General features: G+C 61.1%; 14 protein-coding genes. 6 read left to right on the top strand and 8 right to left on the bottom strand.

Going from position 1 to position 19,717, the window contains the following annotated elements:
* Nucleotides 1-75 precede the first annotated feature (75 nt).
* Nucleotides 76-1,515, top strand: coding sequence for a serine/threonine protein kinase (locus HZR20_RS13185; protein WP_181687205.1), 1,440 nt, complete (start codon nucleotides 76-78; stop codon nucleotides 1,513-1,515).
* Entirely contained in the window at nucleotides 1,505-2,242 is a 738-nt protein-coding gene (locus HZR20_RS13180) for a hypothetical protein (RefSeq protein ID WP_181687204.1), read from the top strand. The genes HZR20_RS13185 and HZR20_RS13180 overlap by 11 nt, the downstream gene beginning before the upstream one ends.
* A 44-nt stretch (nucleotides 2,243-2,286) precedes the next feature.
* Here HZR20_RS13180 and HZR20_RS13175 read toward each other — a convergent pair whose 3' ends face one another.
* From HZR20_RS13175 to HZR20_RS13155, 5 genes are all read right to left on the bottom strand, one after another.
* Complete coding sequence (locus HZR20_RS13175) at nucleotides 2,287-2,949, bottom strand: glycerophosphodiester phosphodiesterase (RefSeq protein WP_181687203.1); 663 nt, start codon at nucleotides 2,947-2,949, stop codon at nucleotides 2,287-2,289.
* A 53-nt stretch (nucleotides 2,950-3,002) separates the two neighbouring features.
* Nucleotides 3,003-3,170: a hypothetical protein gene (locus HZR20_RS13170; protein ID WP_181687202.1), complete on the bottom strand. Its 168-nt coding sequence runs from the start codon at nucleotides 3,168-3,170 to the stop codon at nucleotides 3,003-3,005.
* Nucleotides 3,171-3,253: 83 nt separating this feature from the next.
* On the bottom strand, nucleotides 3,254-4,123 hold the full coding sequence (gene sucD, locus HZR20_RS13165; protein ID WP_181687201.1) for a succinate--CoA ligase subunit alpha: 870 nt from the start codon (nucleotides 4,121-4,123) through the stop codon (nucleotides 3,254-3,256).
* Entirely contained in the window at nucleotides 4,120-5,265 is a 1,146-nt protein-coding gene (sucC, locus tag HZR20_RS13160; protein ID WP_181687200.1) for an ADP-forming succinate--CoA ligase subunit beta, read from the bottom strand. Before sucC ends, sucD begins: the two co-directional genes overlap by 4 nt.
* 121 nt (nucleotides 5,266-5,386) lie before the next feature.
* The gene (locus tag HZR20_RS13155) at nucleotides 5,387-5,803 is read right to left on the bottom strand and encodes a DUF5793 family protein (protein WP_181687199.1); all 417 of its coding nucleotides are present in this window, start codon (nucleotides 5,801-5,803) and stop codon (nucleotides 5,387-5,389) included.
* Between the two features lie 205 nt (nucleotides 5,804-6,008).
* On the opposite strand from HZR20_RS13155, the gene HZR20_RS13150 reads away from it, so the two are divergent.
* On the top strand, nucleotides 6,009-7,673 hold the full coding sequence (locus HZR20_RS13150; protein WP_181687198.1) for a type II/IV secretion system ATPase subunit: 1,665 nt from the start codon (nucleotides 6,009-6,011) through the stop codon (nucleotides 7,671-7,673).
* A 1-nt stretch (nucleotide 7,674) separates the two neighbouring features.
* On the top strand, nucleotides 7,675-10,110 hold the full coding sequence (locus HZR20_RS13145; protein ID WP_181687197.1) for a DUF7282 domain-containing protein: 2,436 nt from the start codon (nucleotides 7,675-7,677) through the stop codon (nucleotides 10,108-10,110).
* A 6-nt stretch (nucleotides 10,111-10,116) separates the two neighbouring features.
* On the opposite strand, the gene HZR20_RS13140 is transcribed toward HZR20_RS13145, so the two are convergent.
* The 3 genes from HZR20_RS13140 to HZR20_RS13130 all read right to left on the bottom strand — a co-directional run bounded on the left by HZR20_RS13140 (nucleotide 10,117) and on the right by HZR20_RS13130 (nucleotide 14,793).
* Complete coding sequence (locus HZR20_RS13140) at nucleotides 10,117-11,229, bottom strand: DNA topoisomerase IV subunit A (protein ID WP_181687196.1); 1,113 nt, start codon at nucleotides 11,227-11,229, stop codon at nucleotides 10,117-10,119.
* On the bottom strand, nucleotides 11,226-13,661 hold the full coding sequence (locus tag HZR20_RS13135; RefSeq protein ID WP_181687195.1) for a DNA topoisomerase VI subunit B: 2,436 nt from the start codon (nucleotides 13,659-13,661) through the stop codon (nucleotides 11,226-11,228). The genes HZR20_RS13140 and HZR20_RS13135 overlap by 4 nt, the downstream gene beginning before the upstream one ends.
* Nucleotides 13,662-13,731: 70 nt before the next feature.
* Nucleotides 13,732-14,793: a TrmB family transcriptional regulator gene (locus tag HZR20_RS13130; RefSeq protein ID WP_181687218.1), complete on the bottom strand. Its 1,062-nt coding sequence runs from the start codon at nucleotides 14,791-14,793 to the stop codon at nucleotides 13,732-13,734.
* A 271-nt stretch (nucleotides 14,794-15,064) separates the two neighbouring features.
* On the opposite strand from HZR20_RS13130, the gene gyrB reads away from it, so the two are divergent.
* Nucleotides 15,065-16,978 (top strand): DNA topoisomerase (ATP-hydrolyzing) subunit B, encoded by a 1,914-nt coding sequence (gene gyrB, locus HZR20_RS13125; protein WP_181687194.1) that lies wholly within the window; start codon nucleotides 15,065-15,067, stop codon nucleotides 16,976-16,978.
* On the top strand, nucleotides 16,975-19,446 hold the full coding sequence (gene gyrA / locus HZR20_RS13120; protein WP_181687193.1) for a DNA gyrase subunit A: 2,472 nt from the start codon (nucleotides 16,975-16,977) through the stop codon (nucleotides 19,444-19,446). The genes gyrB and gyrA overlap by 4 nt, the downstream gene beginning before the upstream one ends.
* Nucleotides 19,447-19,717: the final 271 nt, after the last annotated feature.

Raw genomic sequence — 19,717 nt, 5'->3', positions numbered from 1 at the left:
GTCACCGTCCTCACGCCACTGACCCCCAACAGTCATTATCAAAGCGTCCGAATTTCACCGCAATTGGAGCTGAAAATGGCCGAAGGCGACGATCCAAGCGGCGACGAGCCCGAAGACATACTGAGAGAGCTCCTCTCAAATTCCACCAGCGGCATCGGAGACCTCCCGGTCTTGCTGAATTACCTCGACGACGAGGACCGCCAGACCAGACTCGTTGGAACGTTCGGGCTCTGTCTGCTTGCCGCTACGGACCCTGAATCGATTCCGTCGATCGTTCGACGGCTGGGGGATCGACTCGACAGTGCGAGTCGAGCAGAGGCGAAATTCGCCTACGATTACGTCGCCTCGCAGTTCCCGGAGCGCGTCGATGAAGCAATCCAGGAACGCCGCGACACCACCGCTGTTGGAGGGCCGACTGGAGCAGAGGACGGGGAGGCGCGTCACGAGGACGTCGGCCGTGTCCGACCACCGGGCAGACGGTTCGGGCCCCAGTCAGTTGCACCGGACCGACAAGTGATCGATCCAGCAGACCCACAGCGCCATCCGGATGCGGACCAACCGCTAGAGCCCGGGAGTGCCCCCGAAGACGGTGTCGACGACCACCAAGCGAGCGCTGGTGGGCGATCGGGTCAAGCGAGGGAACGACAACAGTGGAACCGGCTGTTCGATCGACTCACAACGATCATCGAGCAGAGTCGCTTTGAGGACCTGATGGTACTCTCGGGCCGGAAACAGAGTCGCTACGCGGAGATTGCACGCGTTCTCGTCGAGGACGGTGGCGTCGAACGAGCACTGGCGATCCGGCTGTTTCACCGCCCGACCAGCGACAGCAAACCATTCGTTTCAGACCTCAGTGATACCATCGACCAGTGGGCCGCCGTCGCCGATCACCCGGGTATCATTTCGCTGTTCCACTGGGGAAACCAGCCCCGGCCGTGGGCCGCGACCGACCCATCGGACGCGACCCTGGCGGATCGAAGTGGGTCGATCGACCCATCGGCTGCCCTCTCGCTGACGATCGACCTGGCCGACGCACTCGAATACGCCCACCAGCACGGTGTCGTCCACGGCGGGATCGATCCCGAGAACGTCGCGCTCCCGACGGAAGCTGGAGCGGTTCCGAGGACCGCCGCCCTCGACAACGTCGGCCTGCTCGATGTCTATCGGTGGTACGTCACGCCGGCAACCGTGCTCGATCCACGGTATGCTGCCCCCGAGTACTACGATCGGCGATTCGGCCAGATCCATCACGGGACGGATATCTACCAACTCGGTGCCGTCCTGTATCGGTTGCTAACCGGACGGCCGCCCGTTTCCGGTGAGTTCGAACAGATTCGCGAACAGGTCATGTACAGCGAGCCACCGGTGCCCTCGGCGTCAGTCGACGTGCCCGACGCGATCGATGACATCGTCGGCAAGGCGATGGCCAAACGGTCCCTGGTGCGATACGAAACAATCAATGACTTCCGCAGAGACGTCGTGAGCGTGCACGAGGAGTTGACTCATGCCGAGTGACGTGGCGGTTGCGCTCCAGGAGATCGCCGGTAACCCCAATCTCACGTTCATCTACTTCATCGGCTTCGTCTTGATCGGGGTGCTGGGCGTCCGGTTTTGCGTCTATGCGTTGTGGAATCGCCGAGCGAGCGACCTCCCATCCCAAGCGTCGATCTGGACGTACCTCGCGTTCGTCGGTGGCGCAGCCGCGATCTACGGGATCGTCGGGATCGTCGAGATCGTCGTGGCGGGCATCCCCTCGGTTCGGGACGGGGTGTTCCTTGGCTTCGTCCTCTTGTTGGCACTCACAATGCGGTTGATCGCCCGCCAAGGCTCGGTCGCAGAGAGCGACCGCGCCACGACCGCAAGCGTCGTTCGGAGTCCCCTGGTCGCGGTGTTCGCGCTCGTCGTCGCCGGAGCGATTGCTGCGGAAGCTATTGGCATCAGCGAGCAACTAGTGGTCGCACTGGAAGGATTCGGGGCGATCGCTTTTGCAACCTACGGGTACTGGCACGGGCGCACGCAACTCTCCCGATCGATGGTTCAGGGAACGATGCTGGATACCCTGTTGCGCCATTTGCTCCCAGTCTTAGCATTCAGTGCGTTCGTGCCGGCGATGGCCCTGGGTACGCTTGGCGGCATCGAAACGGTGATCGTCCTCCACGTTCAGGTCGTCTTCATCATCATGGCGGCGACGGCACTGATGACGGCGAACATCAAGCTCCGGCAGAACCTCGCCCGCTTGTAACTCGCCTGGGTCGGGGCTGTCGCCAGCCACGTTTGCACTGTCAGTCACTCCGCACTGCATGCAACTGGGTCGTCCGCGATGATGCCATCGATACCCATCTTCGCGAAGGTTTCTGCGCGATCGACGTCGGTGATCGTCCAGGGATAGACGGCAAGATCGGCACGGTGTGCCCGTTCGATCAGGGCGAAATCGACGAGTCGCCAGTGAGGCCCCAGTCCCGCACAGTCCAGTCCAGCGGCCCGTTCGATGCCAGCTTCGGAGGAGTCCCCGACGAGTAACACCACCGGATAGTCAGTCTGTTCACTGGCCGTCTCGACAATCGAGATATCGAACGAGGAGAGCCAAATCTCGAGATCAACGTCCGAAAGGAGGTCCTGGACGTCAGAGAGGAGCCCTGGCTCTTTGAGTTCGATATCCAGCCCGACATCCGCGGGGACCGCATCGATCGCCGCGGCGAGCGTCGGCACACCCTCGCCGGAGCCTTCGACGTTCAACCTCGAAAGCTCCGTGGCGGTCATGTCCGCGACCCGCCCGTTCGCGGTAGTCAACCGGTCGACGGTTTCGTCGTGATGGACGACAAGCTCACCCGACCCGCAGCGGCGCACGTCGAGTTCGATCAAATCAGCTTGCTCGCCGGCCTGTTCGATGGCAGCGAGCGTGTTCTCCGGATACAGTCCGGCAAAGCCCCGGTGGGCGATACAGCGCATACCTGACCCAGGTCTGGCCACGAGTTAGGCTTTTCCACCAGTTGTGTGATAGGTCACGCCAGGGTGCGCTGTACTGGCTCGTACGAACAACACGTCTCGAAGCCGAGCCGTTCGTAGTGGCCGGGAATGTCCGTCCAGTCGATGATCCCACGGTCGCGATAGTGCGTGAGCACGGCGTCAATCGCCGCGCGTGACGTCATCCTGCTGACGGACTCGGCCATGCCACGAGTGGGACGGGCGAGGCCAATAGTGTCTCGCCGGAACCGAGAGGAGTTACGTGACCGAACCGGCGAACGCCCGTCGCTCAGAGAATGTTTTCGACGTGGTCAGCGACAACACTGGGCGTGTCACCGACCGGGACGCCGGCCGATTCCAGGGCGTTGATCTTGCTGGCTGCAGTGCCGGTCCCGCTGCCCGAGACGATCGCGCCGGCGTGGCCCATGCGCTTGCCCGGCGGGGCCGTCCGACCGGCGATGAACCCGACGACCGGCGTGTCCATGTACTCGGCAATGTACCGGGCGGCGTCTTCCTCGTCTTCGCCGCCGATCTCGCCACACATGACGACCGCCTTCGTGTCGGGATCGGCTTCGTACAGTTCCAAGGCGTCGATGAAGTCCGTCCCGATGATCGGATCGCCACCGATGCCGATCGCCGTCGTCTGGCCGATCCCGCGCTGGGTGAGGCTATCGACGATCTGGTAGGTCAGCGTCCCCGAGCGGGAGACCAGGCCGACGTCACCGTCCGTGAAGATGTTGCCCGGGAGGATGCCGAGTTTCGCTTCGCCAGGGGTGATGATCCCCGGACAGTTGGGGCCGATCAGGCGCGTGTCGGTTCGCCGGAGTTGCTCGTAGACCTCGCTGACGTCCTGCGTTGGGATACCCTCGGTGATCGCCACGACGACGTCCAGTGGTGCGTCGAGTGCCTCGAACAGGGCGTCGGCGGCGAAGGCGGGCGGGACGAACACGACGGAGGCGTCGGCGTCTTCCGCGCGTGCGGCCCGGTCGACCGTATCATAGACCGGCACGCCATGAACTTCCTGACCGCCTTTCCCCGGCACTGCGCCGGCAACGACGTTCGTGCCGTACTCGATCATCTGCTCGGCGTGGAACTTCCCTTCTCCGCCGGTGATTCCCTGGACGATGACGCGGGTATTTTCGTCGACCAATATACTCATTGTGCCACCTCCTCGGCGTCGGCGACCGAACGCTGGACTGCCGCCTCCAGCGTCTCCTCGACGGTGACGAGATCGGTGTTGAGGATTTCCATACCCTCCTCGCTGTTTGTGCCGGCGAGTCTGACGGTGACCGGGTTGGGAATCTCGTCGAAGGCTTCGAGGGCATCGTTGATGCCACGAGCGACCTCGTCGCCGCGCGTGATCCCGCCGAAGATGTTGAACACGACCGCGTCGACGTTGTCGTCGGCGAAGACGATCTCCAGGGCGTTGCGGACCCGACCGGCCTTGGCGCCACCGCCGATATCCAGGAAGTTTGCGGGCGCACCGCCGTAATAATCGACCAGATCCAGCGTCGTCATCACGAGGCCAGCGCCGTTGCCGATGATCCCGACGTTGCCATCTAAGCGGACGTAGTCGAAGCCGTACTCGCCCGCCATCGCTTCGAGGTCGTCGCCGCTCGTTTCGCCCTCCAATTGGGCAATTTCGGACTGCCGGAAGAGAGCGTCGTCATCGACGTTGAAGACGGCATCGGCGGCGACGACCTCCCCCTCGTCGGTGATCATCACGGGGTTGATCTCGGCGTCACTGCCGTCCGTCTCGTCCCAGAGATCGTACAACGTCGAAAGGATTGCGGCGACGTCGCCCGCAACCGCTCGGTCGACGCCCGCGTCGTAGACGGCTTTGCGGGCTTGATACGGATGCAGCCCGGAAGCGGGATCGACGTGCTCCCGGGCGATGGCGTCGGGATCGTTTTCGGCCACTTCCTCGATGTTGACCCCGCCCTTCGTCGAGACCATCGCGACAGGTTTGCCCGCGCCACGGTCCATCGTTACGCCGACGTACAGTTCGTTGATAAAATCGACAGCCGCCTCGACGAGGACGCGATCGACGGTGTAGCCCTTCAGCTCCATGCCGATGATATCTTCGGCAGCTTCGCGGGCTTCCTCGGCAGTGTCTGTGAGTTCGATCCCGCCGGCTTTCCCGCGACCGCCGACGTGAACTTGCGCTTTGATTGCGACCGGATACCCGATCGATTCGGCTGCCTCGACCGCTTCCTCGACGGAACTGGCCAGGGTCGACTTCGGTGTCGAAATGCCTGCCTCGTCGAAGAGCCGCTTTGCCTGGTACTCGTGCAATCGCATGTATCCACCATGCGGAGGGCGGACGCTTTAACATATCGCCTTTTGGTATCGTACACCAAACTCCCGGCGAATGATGCCGGGTATTCACGCACCGAACGGCAGAACCTGTTGGGAATGTGATTTACAGTTCGACGCTGCCCGGAATAAGACTGGCTGCCCGCAGCAGTTGCCCGTCGGCTCCGTAGACTAGCAGCGTCTCTTTGTCGTATGTCCAGGTGTCCGCGTCAGTCACAATCGCTATCCGGTAGCACTCGACATCCTCTGCGGCCTCGACGATACGATCGACCGCCTCGAGGTCAGTTTCGAGCTCGAAGACGAACGCTCCCGTGTGCCGGTCGGCAATGCTCAAGACACCCCGGTTGTCGTCCTGTAGCCGAAAGGCCACGTCGAGCTCATCGTCGTCGAGGGATTTGTCGTCGGGATCTTGCAATCGCTCCCGAAGCAACGCTGTCGAGCCAGCGTACGTAATACGCACTGTTGGTCGGTCGTGGTCGTCGGGTTCGGGGACAGCTGTGAGGCCGAAGTGTTCGCGCTTCATCTACTGTGTATTGGTATGTGTTCTATTAGCATGAAAGTGGCGGCGGCGTCTGGATCAGTCCGGACTCGTCCGTCGATGGCTCAACTACGTACCCGTCCTCGTCGACAACCTGTTTTCGTCGCTGAAAATCCGCCGGCCGAATTTAAGTAGTTGGCCTCGCAACCCGCAATAAGGCACCGACGCGGTCCTACGTCACAACTGACGAATGTCTGATACTGATCCCTCACTTGACGATGCGGATGTCGATTCACGCGCCGGTCTCGGGAGCCCTGCCACCGGAGAAACTGATCGGGTGGCGGGCGCAAAAGCGTGGCTCTTACGGGTTGGGCGTGTCCTCTCGGGCTCACAGGTTGTCACCGAGAATTACGATCCGACGCGTCACGACCAGCTCGTCACGTTCGACGGCGACCCGAACATGGACGAGTTGGAGCGATACTGGTTGAATGCGCCGTACGCGTTCGCGTCGATCAATCACGATCCCCAACAGGACGAACACTACTACCATGTGGCCGAGCCGAATCTGGATGCGTTCGAGCGGGACCTGCTCGAACGCCTGTTCGAAGACGTGCGGGATCCACTACTATACCGCGAGAACGTCGACGAAGATCCGGAAGGCGCCTTGCTCGCCGAACTGCGCGAACGACTCGAAGAGTACGGCGTCGAGGTCCACCCGGAAACAGTCCATCGGCTGTTTTACTACCTCTACCGAGAGTTTCAGGGCTACAGCAAGATCGACCCGCTGATGCACGATCCAGCGATCGAGGACATCTCCTGTGACGGGGTCGACCTCCCCATCTTCGTCTATCACGATCGGTACACTGACATCGAGACGAACGTCTCCTACAACGCCGCCGAACTCGACGATGTCGTCGTCCAGTTGGCCCAGCGGTCCGGTCGACACATCAGCGTCGCTGACCCATTGGTTTCGACAACGCTCCCGGATGGCTCGCGAATCGAACTCGCGCTTGGAGAAGAAGTCACGCCACATGGGTCGGCGTTTACTATCCGGAAGTACGCTGAGGACCCCTTCACGCCCATCGACCTAGTGGAATACGGCACCTTCAGTTTGGACATGCTGGCCTATCTCTGGCTGGCGATCGAGCACAACAAGTCCCTCCTCTTTGCGGGCGGGACCGCTGCGGGCAAGACCACGTCGATGAACGCCGTCTCGATGTTCATCCCACCGCGGGCGAAGGTCCTCACGATCGAGGACACCCGTGAACTCTCTCTGTATCACGACAACTGGCTCTCGAGTGTCACCCGCGAGCGCTTCGACGAAGACGACATCACGATGTACGATCTGTTGCGCTCTGCGCTTCGCCACCGCCCGGAGTACATCGTGGTCGGCGAGGTTCGGGGCCAAGAGGCAATCACGCTCTTCCAGGCGATGAACACCGGGCACACGACGTTTTCGACGATGCACGCCGACTCGGTCCAGACGGTCATCAATCGCTTAGAGAACGAACCGATCAACGTCCCGCGGCCGATGGTCCAGAGTCTGGACATCCTCTGCGTGCAGGTACTTGCACGGTACGGCGAGGAGCGAGTCCGGCGGGCGAAAGTGCTCGCGGAGATCGAAGGGATCGACCAGCGGACGGGCGAACTCGACTACGCCAACGTCTACGAGTGGAGCCCGACCGAGGACACCTTCGGCGAGAGTAACTCTACGCTGCTCGACGAGATTCGGGAGGAGCGTGGCTGGAGTCAGTCTGAACTGCTGGAGGAACTTCAGGACAGACAGCGGTTCCTGGCCGCCATCCAGGACCAAGACGTCACCGATTACCGGCGGTTCACCGCCCACGTCAACAGGTACTACGCCGACAAAGAAGCCGCCCTCGACGCGATCGAGGGAGACAGCGACCCTCGTTGAGATGAGCGTCGTCGGGTATCTGCCGCTCGTGGTCGCGGTTGCAATCGCGGCGGCAGTCGCATCAACCCGGGTCAGCAAGCGACTCGATCGGATCGTGACCCGGGTCGCGCGTCGATACTTCAGCAGGTACGTGCCCGACTCCGCCGAGCGACGGCGACTGCTCGAATCGGCGTACGTGGATTCGACCTATCGGGTCTACGCTGCCAAGACCTACCTCTATACTGCGACCGCATCGGTCGTCGGGGGCGTTATCGGCGTCTATGCCGTCGGTGCGGCACTGGTCGTGATCCCGATCGTCGCCGGTGTCCTCGCCGGCCTCCCGTCAGTCATGGGTGAGGTGCTGGGGCAGCGAGACATGGAGATCCTCCTGTCGCCAAACCAGGTGTTCTTCGTGCTGACGGCCGGGGGCGTCGTGTTCGGCTTGCTCTCGGCGGTGCTCACCTACGTTTTGCGCTGGCAGTTGCCGTCCGGCCACGCGGAAGTCCGCCGCCGCGGGATCAACGAGGCCCTGCCCCGGACAGTAGCGTTCATCTACGCGCTTGCCCGCGGCGGGATGGCGTTCCCGGAAGTGATGCGAACCCTTGGCCGCAATCGGGCGATCTATGGGGACGCTGCCGACGAAATGAGTGTCGCCGTCCGGGAGATGGACCTGTTCGGCCGGGATATGATCTCGGCGGTGCGCCGGACCGCCCACCGCAGCCCCAGCGACCCGTTCAGAACGTTTGCCGAGAATTTGGCGAGTGTCCTCTCGAGCGGACAGAAGATCCCACAGTTCCTCGAAGACCAGTACGAGCGACTGCAAGAAGAGGCCGAACAACGGCAGGCGGAGGTACTGGAATTATTGGCGACGATCGCCGAGGCATACGTCACGACCTTGGTGGCCGGGGTGTTGTTCCTGTTTACGATTCTTCTCGTCTTCGGCCTGACGATCACCGATACCCTCCCGATCTTGAAGATGCTGGCGTACGTCATCGTCCCGCTGGCGAATGCCCTGTTCGTCGTCTACCTGGCCCAGAAGCTAGAGGAGCTCGGAGTCGCCCGCGAGAGCGGACTAGCGGCCATCCAGCGTGAATCGGAGTCGGTGACACGCATGCCGGACACCGCGATGGCCAGTGCCGACGGGCGGGATCTGGTCTACTCGGCTGCGGGGCGAGCCCAGCTCGCACTGTACGACCGAGTGGCACGCGTCAAACAGATCCTGCGCCAGCCGATACAGACGGTTCTCTGGAACCCTTCGCGAATATTCTACGTCACGGTCCCGATCGCACTGCTGTGGATCGCGATTTCGCTGCCATCGGCCTTTACGGAGTACGGCTTCAACCTTCGGCTCGCCGACGACGTGATCGTGCAGGTGAGCATCTTCCTGATCGGGACCTACGCCATCGTCCGGGAAATGTACACCCGGCGAATCGACCAAATCGAGGCCGCCACACCGGAACTCCTCGAACGATTGGCGAGCCTCAACGAAGCGGGTATGTCTTTCGTCGAGAGTGTCGACCGGGTCCGTGATACTGACCTGGGGATGTTGACGGACGAGGTCAATCGGATCTGGACGGACATGTCCATGGGTGCGAACGCGGCCGACGCCCTCCGGCGGTTCGGTCAGCGTGTACGGACATCTTCGACCGCCAGAGTCGTCTCGCTGTTGACCAACGCGATGAAAGCGAGTGGCAAACTCGGGCCAGTGCTACGGATCGCCGCCACCCAAGCCCGGTCTGACCTCAGAATGCGCCGGGAACGCCGCCAGCAGATGTTCACCTACCTGGTGGTCATCTACGTGTCGTTTCTGGTCTTCCTGGTCATCATTTTCGCCGTCCAGGAAGTCCTGGTGCCGAGTCTCCCCAACAACGTCCCGGTTCCGGACCAGTCAAACCGGCTAGGTGTCGATGTCACCGCCTTCGCTCGCCTCGGCCAGGTGAACAAGCCAGCGTACACGCTCGTGTTCCTGCACGCCGCGCTCATCCAGGGCGTGCTCTCGGGGCTGATCGCCGGCCAACTCGGTGAAGGCACGCTCAAGGACGGGGCGAAACACGCCGCGATCCTGCTGACGGTCGCGTACGTCCTGATCCTGGTGGCTTCCTCGCCGGTTGCCTCACTGACGATGCAAGATCAGCAAGCGATCGGGCAGACGGTGTCGATCGATTCCGTCTCGACGTCGGAAGGCGGCTTCGTGGTGATCCACGAACGGACCAAAGACGGTCGGGTCGTCGGGCAGACCGCGTATCTGCCCCCAGGTGAGCATACAAACGTCGTCGTCGAGATCGACGAACCCATACGCACCCAGACGACGCTCGTGGCCGTCCCGCATCTCGACACCGACGGTGACGAACAACTCAGTTATATGGGCGGTTCGCTCGATCACCCGTATCGATCCGGAGACGGGGCGATAGCTGTCGATGCAGATATCGATCCGCCCGAGGACGCCGAAAACGAGTAATGCCGTTCAGAGAATCCCCATTTCTTCGAGGCGCTCAGGGAGGTACGTGTCGGTGACGAAGTCAAGTCCATAGGACGCCAGGGCCTGCTGTTCGGACTTCTTGTCGATGTCGAGCTGGAGTTCGATCTGTTCTTCCCAATAGTCAGTCTGGAAGCGGGGGTCCTCGAGTTCGGATTCGAGGGCGTTTTTGTCCGAATCTGCGAGGGGATCGGTCGGGAGGTCGTACTCGACGATGTCTTCGGGCTGGACGCCGATGAACTGGGCTTCCGGCGTCGCCAGGTACTTCGAGAGGTGGGCGGACTTGATCGACCCGTAGGCGACCGAGCCATAGATCCGGTACGACCACGGGTCACCGTCAGTGAACACCGTTACGGGCAGGCCGAGTTCGTCGTGGAGTCGCTTGGTTAGCCGGCGGGTCGCGCGGGCGGGCTGGCCACCGAGGTGGACCACGATGGCGTCGTGCTCGTCGTCAAAGCCGTTCTCGACGAGCCGATCGCGCATGCCACCGGTCTCGACACAGAGGACGAACTCCGCGTCGTTGTCCAGAAACTCGATCGTATCGGGGTCGTTGGGGATCTGGTAGCCGCCCTGCCCGACGTCGTGCTGGCAGTGGATCTCCCGGTCACCGCGATTGGTTTGTTCGCGGAGGCGGAGCGGACCCATCACCTTCGCGCCCGATTCCTCGGGGCGCATGTGGAACTCCTCGCGGCGGACGTCCGAGACGATCTCTAAGTCCTCGATCAACTGGTTTGACTCGTCCTGGGAGTTGAACTGGGCTTCGTCTAAGTCCCAGGACTCGCTGAGGTAGTACAACTCACGCAGGGTCGATGAGCGGTCTTCTTCGAGTTGGTTTGCGAGGAAGTCGATCGAGTAGATCACCTTCAGGAGTTTCTGGGCCCCACGGACGCTGTTGGCGCTGCGGGTACTCTTCCGGTCGCCGTAGACCCAGACTTTCTGCTCTGGATCGTACTCGATGTTGGTCTTCGTTCGGGTCGGGACGTCCATGTGGGGGACGTCGCCACGTTCGAACTGATCGTAGAACTGTGCCGCCAACGCGAGCAATCGTTCGCGTGCGTCCCCGTCGGCCCCATTCGTCTGTTCGCCTGATTCAGTGCTCATTGTTCACCGTCCACTGTCAGTTTCTCGCGCTCGATTCCGTCCACCGAAACGTCGAAACTGGCGTCACCGTTGACCTCGTAGGTCAGTGCTGCCTCGTCGCCGCTACCAACCGTTGGCGACCACTTGAGGAACCACTCGCCGTCCATCTCGACAACGCGGGCGTCGTCACCGTTTGTCTCGACGTTTTCCGGTTGGACGGTCACGATGTCCGTGATCTCCGGTTCGGCGTTCGTCGAGTCGTTGTTCTCGACGACCAGCCGGACGCTGCCGTCTTCGACCTCCCGCTCGATCAGGACGTTGTTCATGATCCGGGCCAGCGAGTCATCGATGTCCAGTGTTTTGCGGCCAGTTACCTCGGAGAGTTTGGTCGCCATCTCCGGGAGGATCGTCCCGAGTTTGTCCTGTTTCTCCCGACGCTTTCGCATCGACCGGCGCTTGTTCAGGAAGGACTTGAGTTCGCGGGCGGCCTCCCTGATCGCGAGTTCGATCTCGTCTTCGATGGCGGGCACGTTCGCAATGGCGTCTTTGCTTTCGCTGGTGAAGGGGACGTTCGTCGAGGCGATGTGGACCATCACGACTGCCGGTCCGTTGGGCAGGCCGCTTCCCCCCGGCTGATCGAGGCCGTAATTGCGCCAGTTGATCGTCTTGACGACATCCGTCGTTGCACAGGCCCCTCGCTGATAGACCAGCGGGACGCGGTTGGCAAATCGCATCACGTCGATTGCTCCGCCGTCTTCGAGTTCGCCCCCGTAGGCGATCCCCGCCTCGACGATGAACGGGTCGCCGCCAGACACCGCAGCATCGCGGGTCGCCGCGGCGTAGAAGTCGGCACCGAACTCCTTGCGGAGCCCTCCTTCGACCAGTCGTTCGGTGATCGGCGCCAGACAGTCTGTCGGCGGGGAGATGATGTCGGTCTCTCGCATCGCTTCGAGGAGTTCCGAAGCGGTGTCCCGTCCGGAAGCGACCGTCGAGACGTTCGGCGGCTCGTCGGGGACCGTCGCCATGACGTCCCAGATCGCCCTCCAGACGTTCTCGCGTGCGGTATCACCGATCGTCGCGTCGTCGTACTCCTCGGTGTTCTCGGCGGCCCGCTTTACGTAATCGTCGAGTTCGTCCCGTGTACAGCGGTGGCGATCGTCGTCGCTATCGACGAACTTCGCGGCGATCCGGTCGGCCAGCCCGTTGAGGGTGGCGTCGTCTTTCCGGGAACTGGTCGCCCCTTCAATGAGCCCATAAAGGTCCGAAGCGAGTGTTTCACGGGGCTCGCCATCGTCGGTGTCGCCGGTGATCTGCGCCCAGGCAGCGGCCGTGGCCTTCTCCCGGACCGTGGCGCCGAAGGTCGTCCCGAAACCATCGGCCGCGTCTTCGGCCGCCTCGTCGATGACCGACTGGAGTTCGTGATGAGCGATCCGCTCGCGGTCGCTGACAGCGTTGGCCACCTCACGGGCAAAGGATTTCGTGGCGTCTTTGCCCTTGTTGGCGACCGCGGCCCGGACGGCCACCTCGATGTCGCCCTCGTGGGCCTGTGGGGGCTGCCAGGCCATCTCGCGACCGAAATGGCGGTCCCGGAAATTGTTTTGTACCTTCTCGGCCGTCGTCGCACCGACACGGGTGAACTCACCTTGCAGGAACCCGGAGATCGAATAGGAGTCGGTCGCCTCCAGCATCTTCAACAGCGTCCCGAGTTCGACCCCGTGGGGGTGGGGCCGGATCTCCTCGGTTTCGGCCGGGAGCTCCGCTCCCTCAGCGCGTTCGAATTTCAGTGGTTCATCGATGTTCGGTTCCAGGAATTCGATGCGAGCGTGCGGATTGACGACAGCGGTGTGTTTGATATAGTCGTGGAGTTGCTGGCGGGCCCGGAGGTTGGCCTCCATCTCGATCTCGATGCGCGTACCGTGTGGGCGGTCCCACGTTGTCGTCTCGTCGATGCTGATCTCAGGTTCGTTGTCGTCGGTATCGATGATCAACTCGAAGTAATGGGCCTCCTCGCTGCCTTTGGTTCGAGAGGTTATCTTCGCCGGTTTGCCGCTGGTCAGTTGTGAGTAGAGGACGGCCGCGCTGATCCCGATCCCCTGTTGCCCGCGATTTTGCTCTCGCTTGTGGAACCGGCTTCCGTACAGCAGTTTTCCGAAGACCTTCGGGAGTTGCTCCTTGGTAATCCCCGGGCCGTTGTCCTCGACGACGAGGCGATAGTAATCGCCGAGATCTTCGATCTCGACGTAGATGTCCGGCATGATATCTGCCTCCTCGCAGGCGTCTAAGCTGTTGTCGACGCCCTCTTTGACGGCTGTGACCAGTGCCCGGGCGCCGGAATCGAACCCGAGCATATGCTTGTTCTTCTCGAAGAATTCAGCGATGGAGATCGAGCGCTGGCTCTCGGCCAACTCCTGGGCGATCCCCTCTTCGCCGAGTGTCGACTGCCTCCCTGACATCCTTTAGACAGTGCAACCGTCCTGTGGTTAAAGACTTCCCGATGGCCGGTTAACGCCGGCGAAAACGTCACTAATCAGCGGCTTCGAGCGTGACCGTCCGGGCCTCGTACTCTTCGAGGAACGCACCTGTCCCACCGACCGTGATTTCACCCTCGTCCGTCTCGATGATCAACGAGTGCTCGATCGGGAACTCGTTGCTAATCGGATCGACGATCCCCTGTCGTGTGTCGACTACCCGCCCGGTAACCGTTTCAGTCTCGCTGTCTTCGGAACTATGCAAGGCCTCGACGCAGGCATCGATCGCGTCGCCATCCCGTAAACGGAGTGTGGCTTCGAAGACTGCCTGTTCGAAACTCTGGTAGGTTTGGGGAAGTGGAGCTGGATCGATAACCTGCACTTGCTCGGCCGAAACCCAGAAATTCGCCAGGAACGAGCCATACAGCGTCGGGACGATCCGTTCCTGTACTAGCGAAATCGCCTGCTCGTCACTGTTGGCCGTCGTCATCATCTCCGAAGACGAGACGATCCCGAGATCCCGGTCGACGCCGAGAATAACGGGAATAGACGCGTCCCAACTCCGGACGACACTGGCGATTGGCCGGTCGTAGCCCGCCAGTTCTTCTAGATCTGGTTCGGCGTTCGTCACCAACACCAACACGAGGACACCCCGATCGACGGCGTCCTGGAGTTCCTCCGCGACGCGGGAGAGATACGAATACGGAATCGACAAGCCGATGCGGCGCTCAGCCTGGCTGATATACTCGCCGATTCGCTTGAGGACGGTAACACGGGACTTGATCACATCGAAGCGCTGGGGCCTGGCTTCGGACGCAGAATACCGCCGTTGGAGAGCCGGTTGAATCTCTTCGAGGCGGTTCGAGAGAAGCTCAATGACTTCTTCGGGGGGTTTGGCGCGGATTTTCGTCGGGACGACGTGATCGTTGACCTCGACGAACCCCTGTTCTTCGAGTTCCTCACAGACGCTGTAGACGTAGCGTTTCGAAACGCCGGTCGCATCCGCGATCGTGCTAGCCTTGGCTTCGCCGTTTTCCAGCACGGCCAGATATGTCTGTATCTCTGTCTCCGAAAGCCCGAATCGCTCTAGTTGTGTCGCAAGCGTCGAATCGTCGATTTCAGTCATCGCGTAGGCCACCTCTGAACAGCTCGCGACTGGTTGCACGTTCCCCACCCACTTGCCCCCTCACGGGAATCGAGGGGTTCATTACTGTCAACGCCCTTTTGACTTCAAGGTCGTCGACACCGAACATAATTCCCAGCATACACCGACGTTCGCCCTCAATATAAATAAATTGTTTGTATTATTTCTTCACATGTATCAGCTTTCGTGCGCGCGCGCACGAGAGGTTTAAGACCCATGAGACGAAACAACGAGCTAGTGTTTTATGAGCGACGATAACGAATACGGTGCCGGTCAGATTCAGGTTCTGGAGGGGTTACAGGCCGTCCGGAAACGACCGGCGATGTACATCGGATCTACGGATACGAGAGGATTGCACCACCTCGTCTACGAGGTCGTCGACAACGCCATCGACGAGGCGTTGGCCGGCCATTGTGACAGTATCGACGTCACAATCCACGACGACGGGTCGGTCTCGGTAACTGACGATGGACGAGGGATTCCGGTCGATCAGCACGACGACCACGACGCCCCTGCGGTCGAAGTTATCATGACTGTCCTGCACGCCGGTGGCAAATTCGACAACAAGTCCTACCAGGTGTCGGGTGGTCTCCACGGAGTCGGCGTCTCGGTCGTCAACGCGCTCTCCCAGACCCTAGACGTCGAAGTGAAGCGAGACGGCGGTGTCTGGCGACAGTCGTTCGACCACGGCGAACCGGTCGGGTCCCTCGAACGGGTTCGAGACCTCTCACCCGAGGATGGAACCGGAACGACCATTCGATTTTACCCTGACGACGACATTTTCGAGACGACGGATTTCCAGTTCTCGACGTTGGCCAATCGACTCCGGGAGCTGGCGTTCCTCAATTCCGGCGTGGCCATCTCTCTCGTCGACGAGCGCGACGACAGCGAGGAACGCTTCCAGTACGAGGGCGGCATCAAGGAGTTCGTCGAGTATCTCAACGAAACCAAAGACGCTCTTCACGAGGAGGTCGTCTACTTTACCGACGAGGAAGCGGGCATCAAACTCGAGGTCGCCATCCAGGCGACCACCGAGTTACAGGGCTCGATTCACGCTTTCGCGAACAACATCAATACCCGAGAGGGGGGCACCCATCTCACCGGATTCAAGACGGCATTGACTCGCGTCGTCAACGACTACGCCAGCAACAACGATCTGCTTGGCGATCTCGACGACACCCTCAAAGGAGATGACATCCGCGAGGGCCTGACAGCCGTCATCTCCATCAAACACCCCGACCCGCAGTTCGAGGGCCAGACAAAGACGAAACTGGGCAACAGCGAAGTTCGGGGCGTCGTCGAGAGCGCGATGCACGAGAACCTCGGGACGTACTTCGAGGAGAACCCGGACGTCGCCCAGGCGATCGTCCGCAAGGCTGTCGAGGCCGCCAAAGCCCGCAAAGCCGCCAAAAAGGCCGAGGAACTCACACGGCGAAAAAGTGCCTTAGAGTCGACGGCACTGCCGGGCAAGCTCTCCGATTGCCAGACACGCGATCCGGACGAGGCCGAACTGTTCATCGCCGAAGGAGACAGTGCCGGGGGAAGTGCCAAACAGGCCCGTAACCCCGAAAACCAGGCCGTCTTACCGATCAAAGGGAAGATCCTCAACGTCGAGAAACATCGGCTCGATCGGATCCTCGAGAACGACGAGATCCGGGCGATGATTACCGCGATCGGGACGGGAATCGGCGACGAATTCGACATCGAGGAGATTCGATACAAGAAAATCGTCATGATGACTGACGCAGACGTCGACGGTGCTCACATTCGGACACTCCTGTTGACGTTTTTCTACCGACACATGCGGCCATTGCTGGAGTCCGGCTACGTCTATGCCGCCCGCCCACCGTTGTACCGCATCCGGTACCGTGGGGAGACCTACGACGCGATGACGGATGCCGAACGGGACGAAATCGTCGAAGAGAAGTGCAACGGTAATCCCACACAGGTCCAGCGCTTCAAGGGACTGGGTGAGATGAACCCACAGCAACTCTGGGAGACGACGATGAACCCCGAAAACCGCTTTTTGAAGCAGATTACCATCGACGACGCTGCCGCCGCGGACAAGATGTTCTCGGTGTTGATGGGTGACGCCGTCGAGCCGCGCAAGCAGTTCATCAAGGAGCACTCGCCGGAAGCCGAATGGGTCGACATATGAGTTCAGAGCTACCCGAGACACCGGGCGTGACCGCCGACGCCGCACGCGTCGAGAACGTCCGGATCGAAGACGAGATGGAGCAGAGTTACATCGACTACGCGATGAGCGTCATCGCTGGCCGGGCACTGCCGGACGTCCGGGACGGACTCAAACCCGTCCATCGTCGCATCCTCTATGCGATGCACGAGATGGGCGTCTCCTCGGGCTCATCCCACCGGAAGTCCTCCTCGATCGTCGGGGACACGATGGGGGATTATCACCCCCACGGCGACAGCGCGATCTACGATACCCTGGTGCGGATGGCCCAGGACTTCTCGATGCGCTACCCACTGGTCGACGGCCAGGGGAACTTCGGTTCCATGGACGGCGATCCGGCCGCTGCGATGCGCTACACGGAGGCCCGGATGGCCCCCGTCGCCGAGGAGCTGTTGGCGGACTTAGAGAAAGACACCGTCGACTTCACCTCGAACTACGACGACCGCCTCGAAGAGCCCGATGTCCTCCCCGCAGCGTTTCCGAACCTCCTCGTAAACGGCTCCTCGGGTATCGCCGTCGGGATGTCCACGAATATCCCACCACACAATCTCGGCGAGGTGATCGACGCGACGGTCCACTTGATCGACAATCCCGACGCCGAGGTGACCGACCTGATGGAGTACGTCAAGGGGCCGGACTTCCCGACTGGCGCGAATATCGTCGGCAAGAACGCGATCCACTCGGCGTATTCGACCGGGCGGGGACGCCTGACTGTCCGCGCCGAATATGAAATCGACGAGTTGGACTCCGGTCGCCCGCGGATCGTCATCACAGAGATCCCGTTCCAGGAGAACAAGGCCCGGATGGTCGAGCGGATCGCCGGCGATGTCACCGAGGGACTCATCGAGGGTGTCTCGGACCTCCGGGACGAATCCGACCGGGACGGCGTTCGCATCGTGATCGAATGCAAACGTGGCGCGAACGTGGATGTCGTCGAAAACCAACTGCTGGACAACCATCTCGAATCGACCTTCGGCGTGATTAACCTCGCTTTAGTCGATGGCGAACCACGGGTCCTCACGCTCAAAGAGACGCTCAAGCACTACATCGACCACCGCAAAGAAGTGGTCCGCCGGCGTTCCGAATTCGATCTCGGCGAAGCCCAGGATCGGGCCCACATTCTCGAAGGCCGACTGAAGGCCCTAGAGAACGTCGAGGAGGTCGTCGACCTCATTCGGGACTCAGACGACCGGGACGCTGCGAAAACCGGCCTTCAGGAGACCTTCGACTTCTCGACGGAACAGGCCCAGCACATCGTCCGGATGCAGTTGGGGAGCCTCACGTCGATGGAGGCCACCGAAGTCAAAGAGGAGTACGAGGAGGTCCAGGCCGAAATCGAGCGCCTGGAGACGATCCTGAACGACGAAGGAGAGTTGTTCGACGTCATCAAAGACGAACTCCGGGCCGTCAAAGACGAGTATGACGACGATCGCCGGACGAGCATCGTCGAAGACGACGGGACAGTCACGCGTGAAGACCTCATCCCGGAAGAAGACTGTCTGGTCGTCATCACCGAAGACGACTATATCAAGCGGATGCCCGAAGACCGCTTTGATCCACAGGGACGGGGCGGCAAAGGGATTATCGGGGCGGATCCCAAGGAGGGTGACCGCGTCTCGAAGGTCTTCCGGGCGAACACCCACGACTATCTCCTGGCTTTTACGAATCAGGGCCAGGTCTACCGGTTAAAGACCTATGAAATCCCCGAGATGTCACGCACCGCCCGCGGGAAGTCGGCGATCAACTTGCTGGATCTAGACGACGGCGAGGAGATCACCGCTGTCGTCAGTACCGATGAGTTCGACGACGACGAGTGCATCACGATGGTAACTCGCCAGGGGTACGCCAAACGGACCTGCTGTTCGGAATTCGAGAACATCCTCTCGACGGGTATCATCGCTGCGAAACTCGAAGCCGACGACGCGTTAGTAGACGTGGCCGTCACTGACAGCACGCAGGACCTCGTCATCGCAACTGAGGGCGGGATGACGATCCGCTTTGACGAAACGGAAGTGCGACAGATGGGTCGGACAGCCCGCGGCGTCCGAGGCATCGATCTCGAAGACGACGACGTCGTCGCCGGGCTCGTTGCCACCGAGGATGGCGACGGCCGGTCGCTGTTGACCGTTACCGAGAACGGATTTGGCAAGCGGACACCTCTCTCTGCGTATCGGACCCAATCGCGATATGGCAAAGGACTGATCGACATCAAAACTGGTGATCGGAACGGACCTGTCACGGCTGTGAAAGCCGTCGACGAGTCCGACCACCTGGTCGTCATGAGCGCGACAGGCCAAATCATGCGTTGTCCGGTCGACGACGTTTCGGCCGTCGGGCGCAACACCATGGGTGTAACGATCATGGATGTCGAAGCCGGTGATGCAGTCGCCACCGTGGATGTCATCCCCGGGTCGAAAGACGAGACGAGCTAGCAACGGGCGTTCCGACCCGTCGCTGGTGACATCGGAGCGACAACCCCCCTCCGAGATCCGGCATACTGCATTGGGATCTCATATGAGAGCGACAATGTGACGTGCAGTCCGCCGTTACGACGATCTCAAGCTGCTCGTTGCGAAGCTATTTGCCAAGATAACTTCCACTGTTCGGAATCGATCTCAGAGTCATTCAGACACGGATATAATATATGAATTCAAACTATTCAGCAGGGCGTACAGTTACCACACAAATGGCATCCATCCAGTC

It is taken from the genome of Halorhabdus salina (assembly GCF_013839425.1).
Classification (GTDB): Archaea; Halobacteriota; Halobacteria; order Halobacteriales; family Haloarculaceae; genus Halorhabdus; species Halorhabdus salina.
The sequence above is the reverse complement of the archived record's forward strand: the minus strand, read 5'-3'. Positions and strand labels throughout refer to the sequence as shown.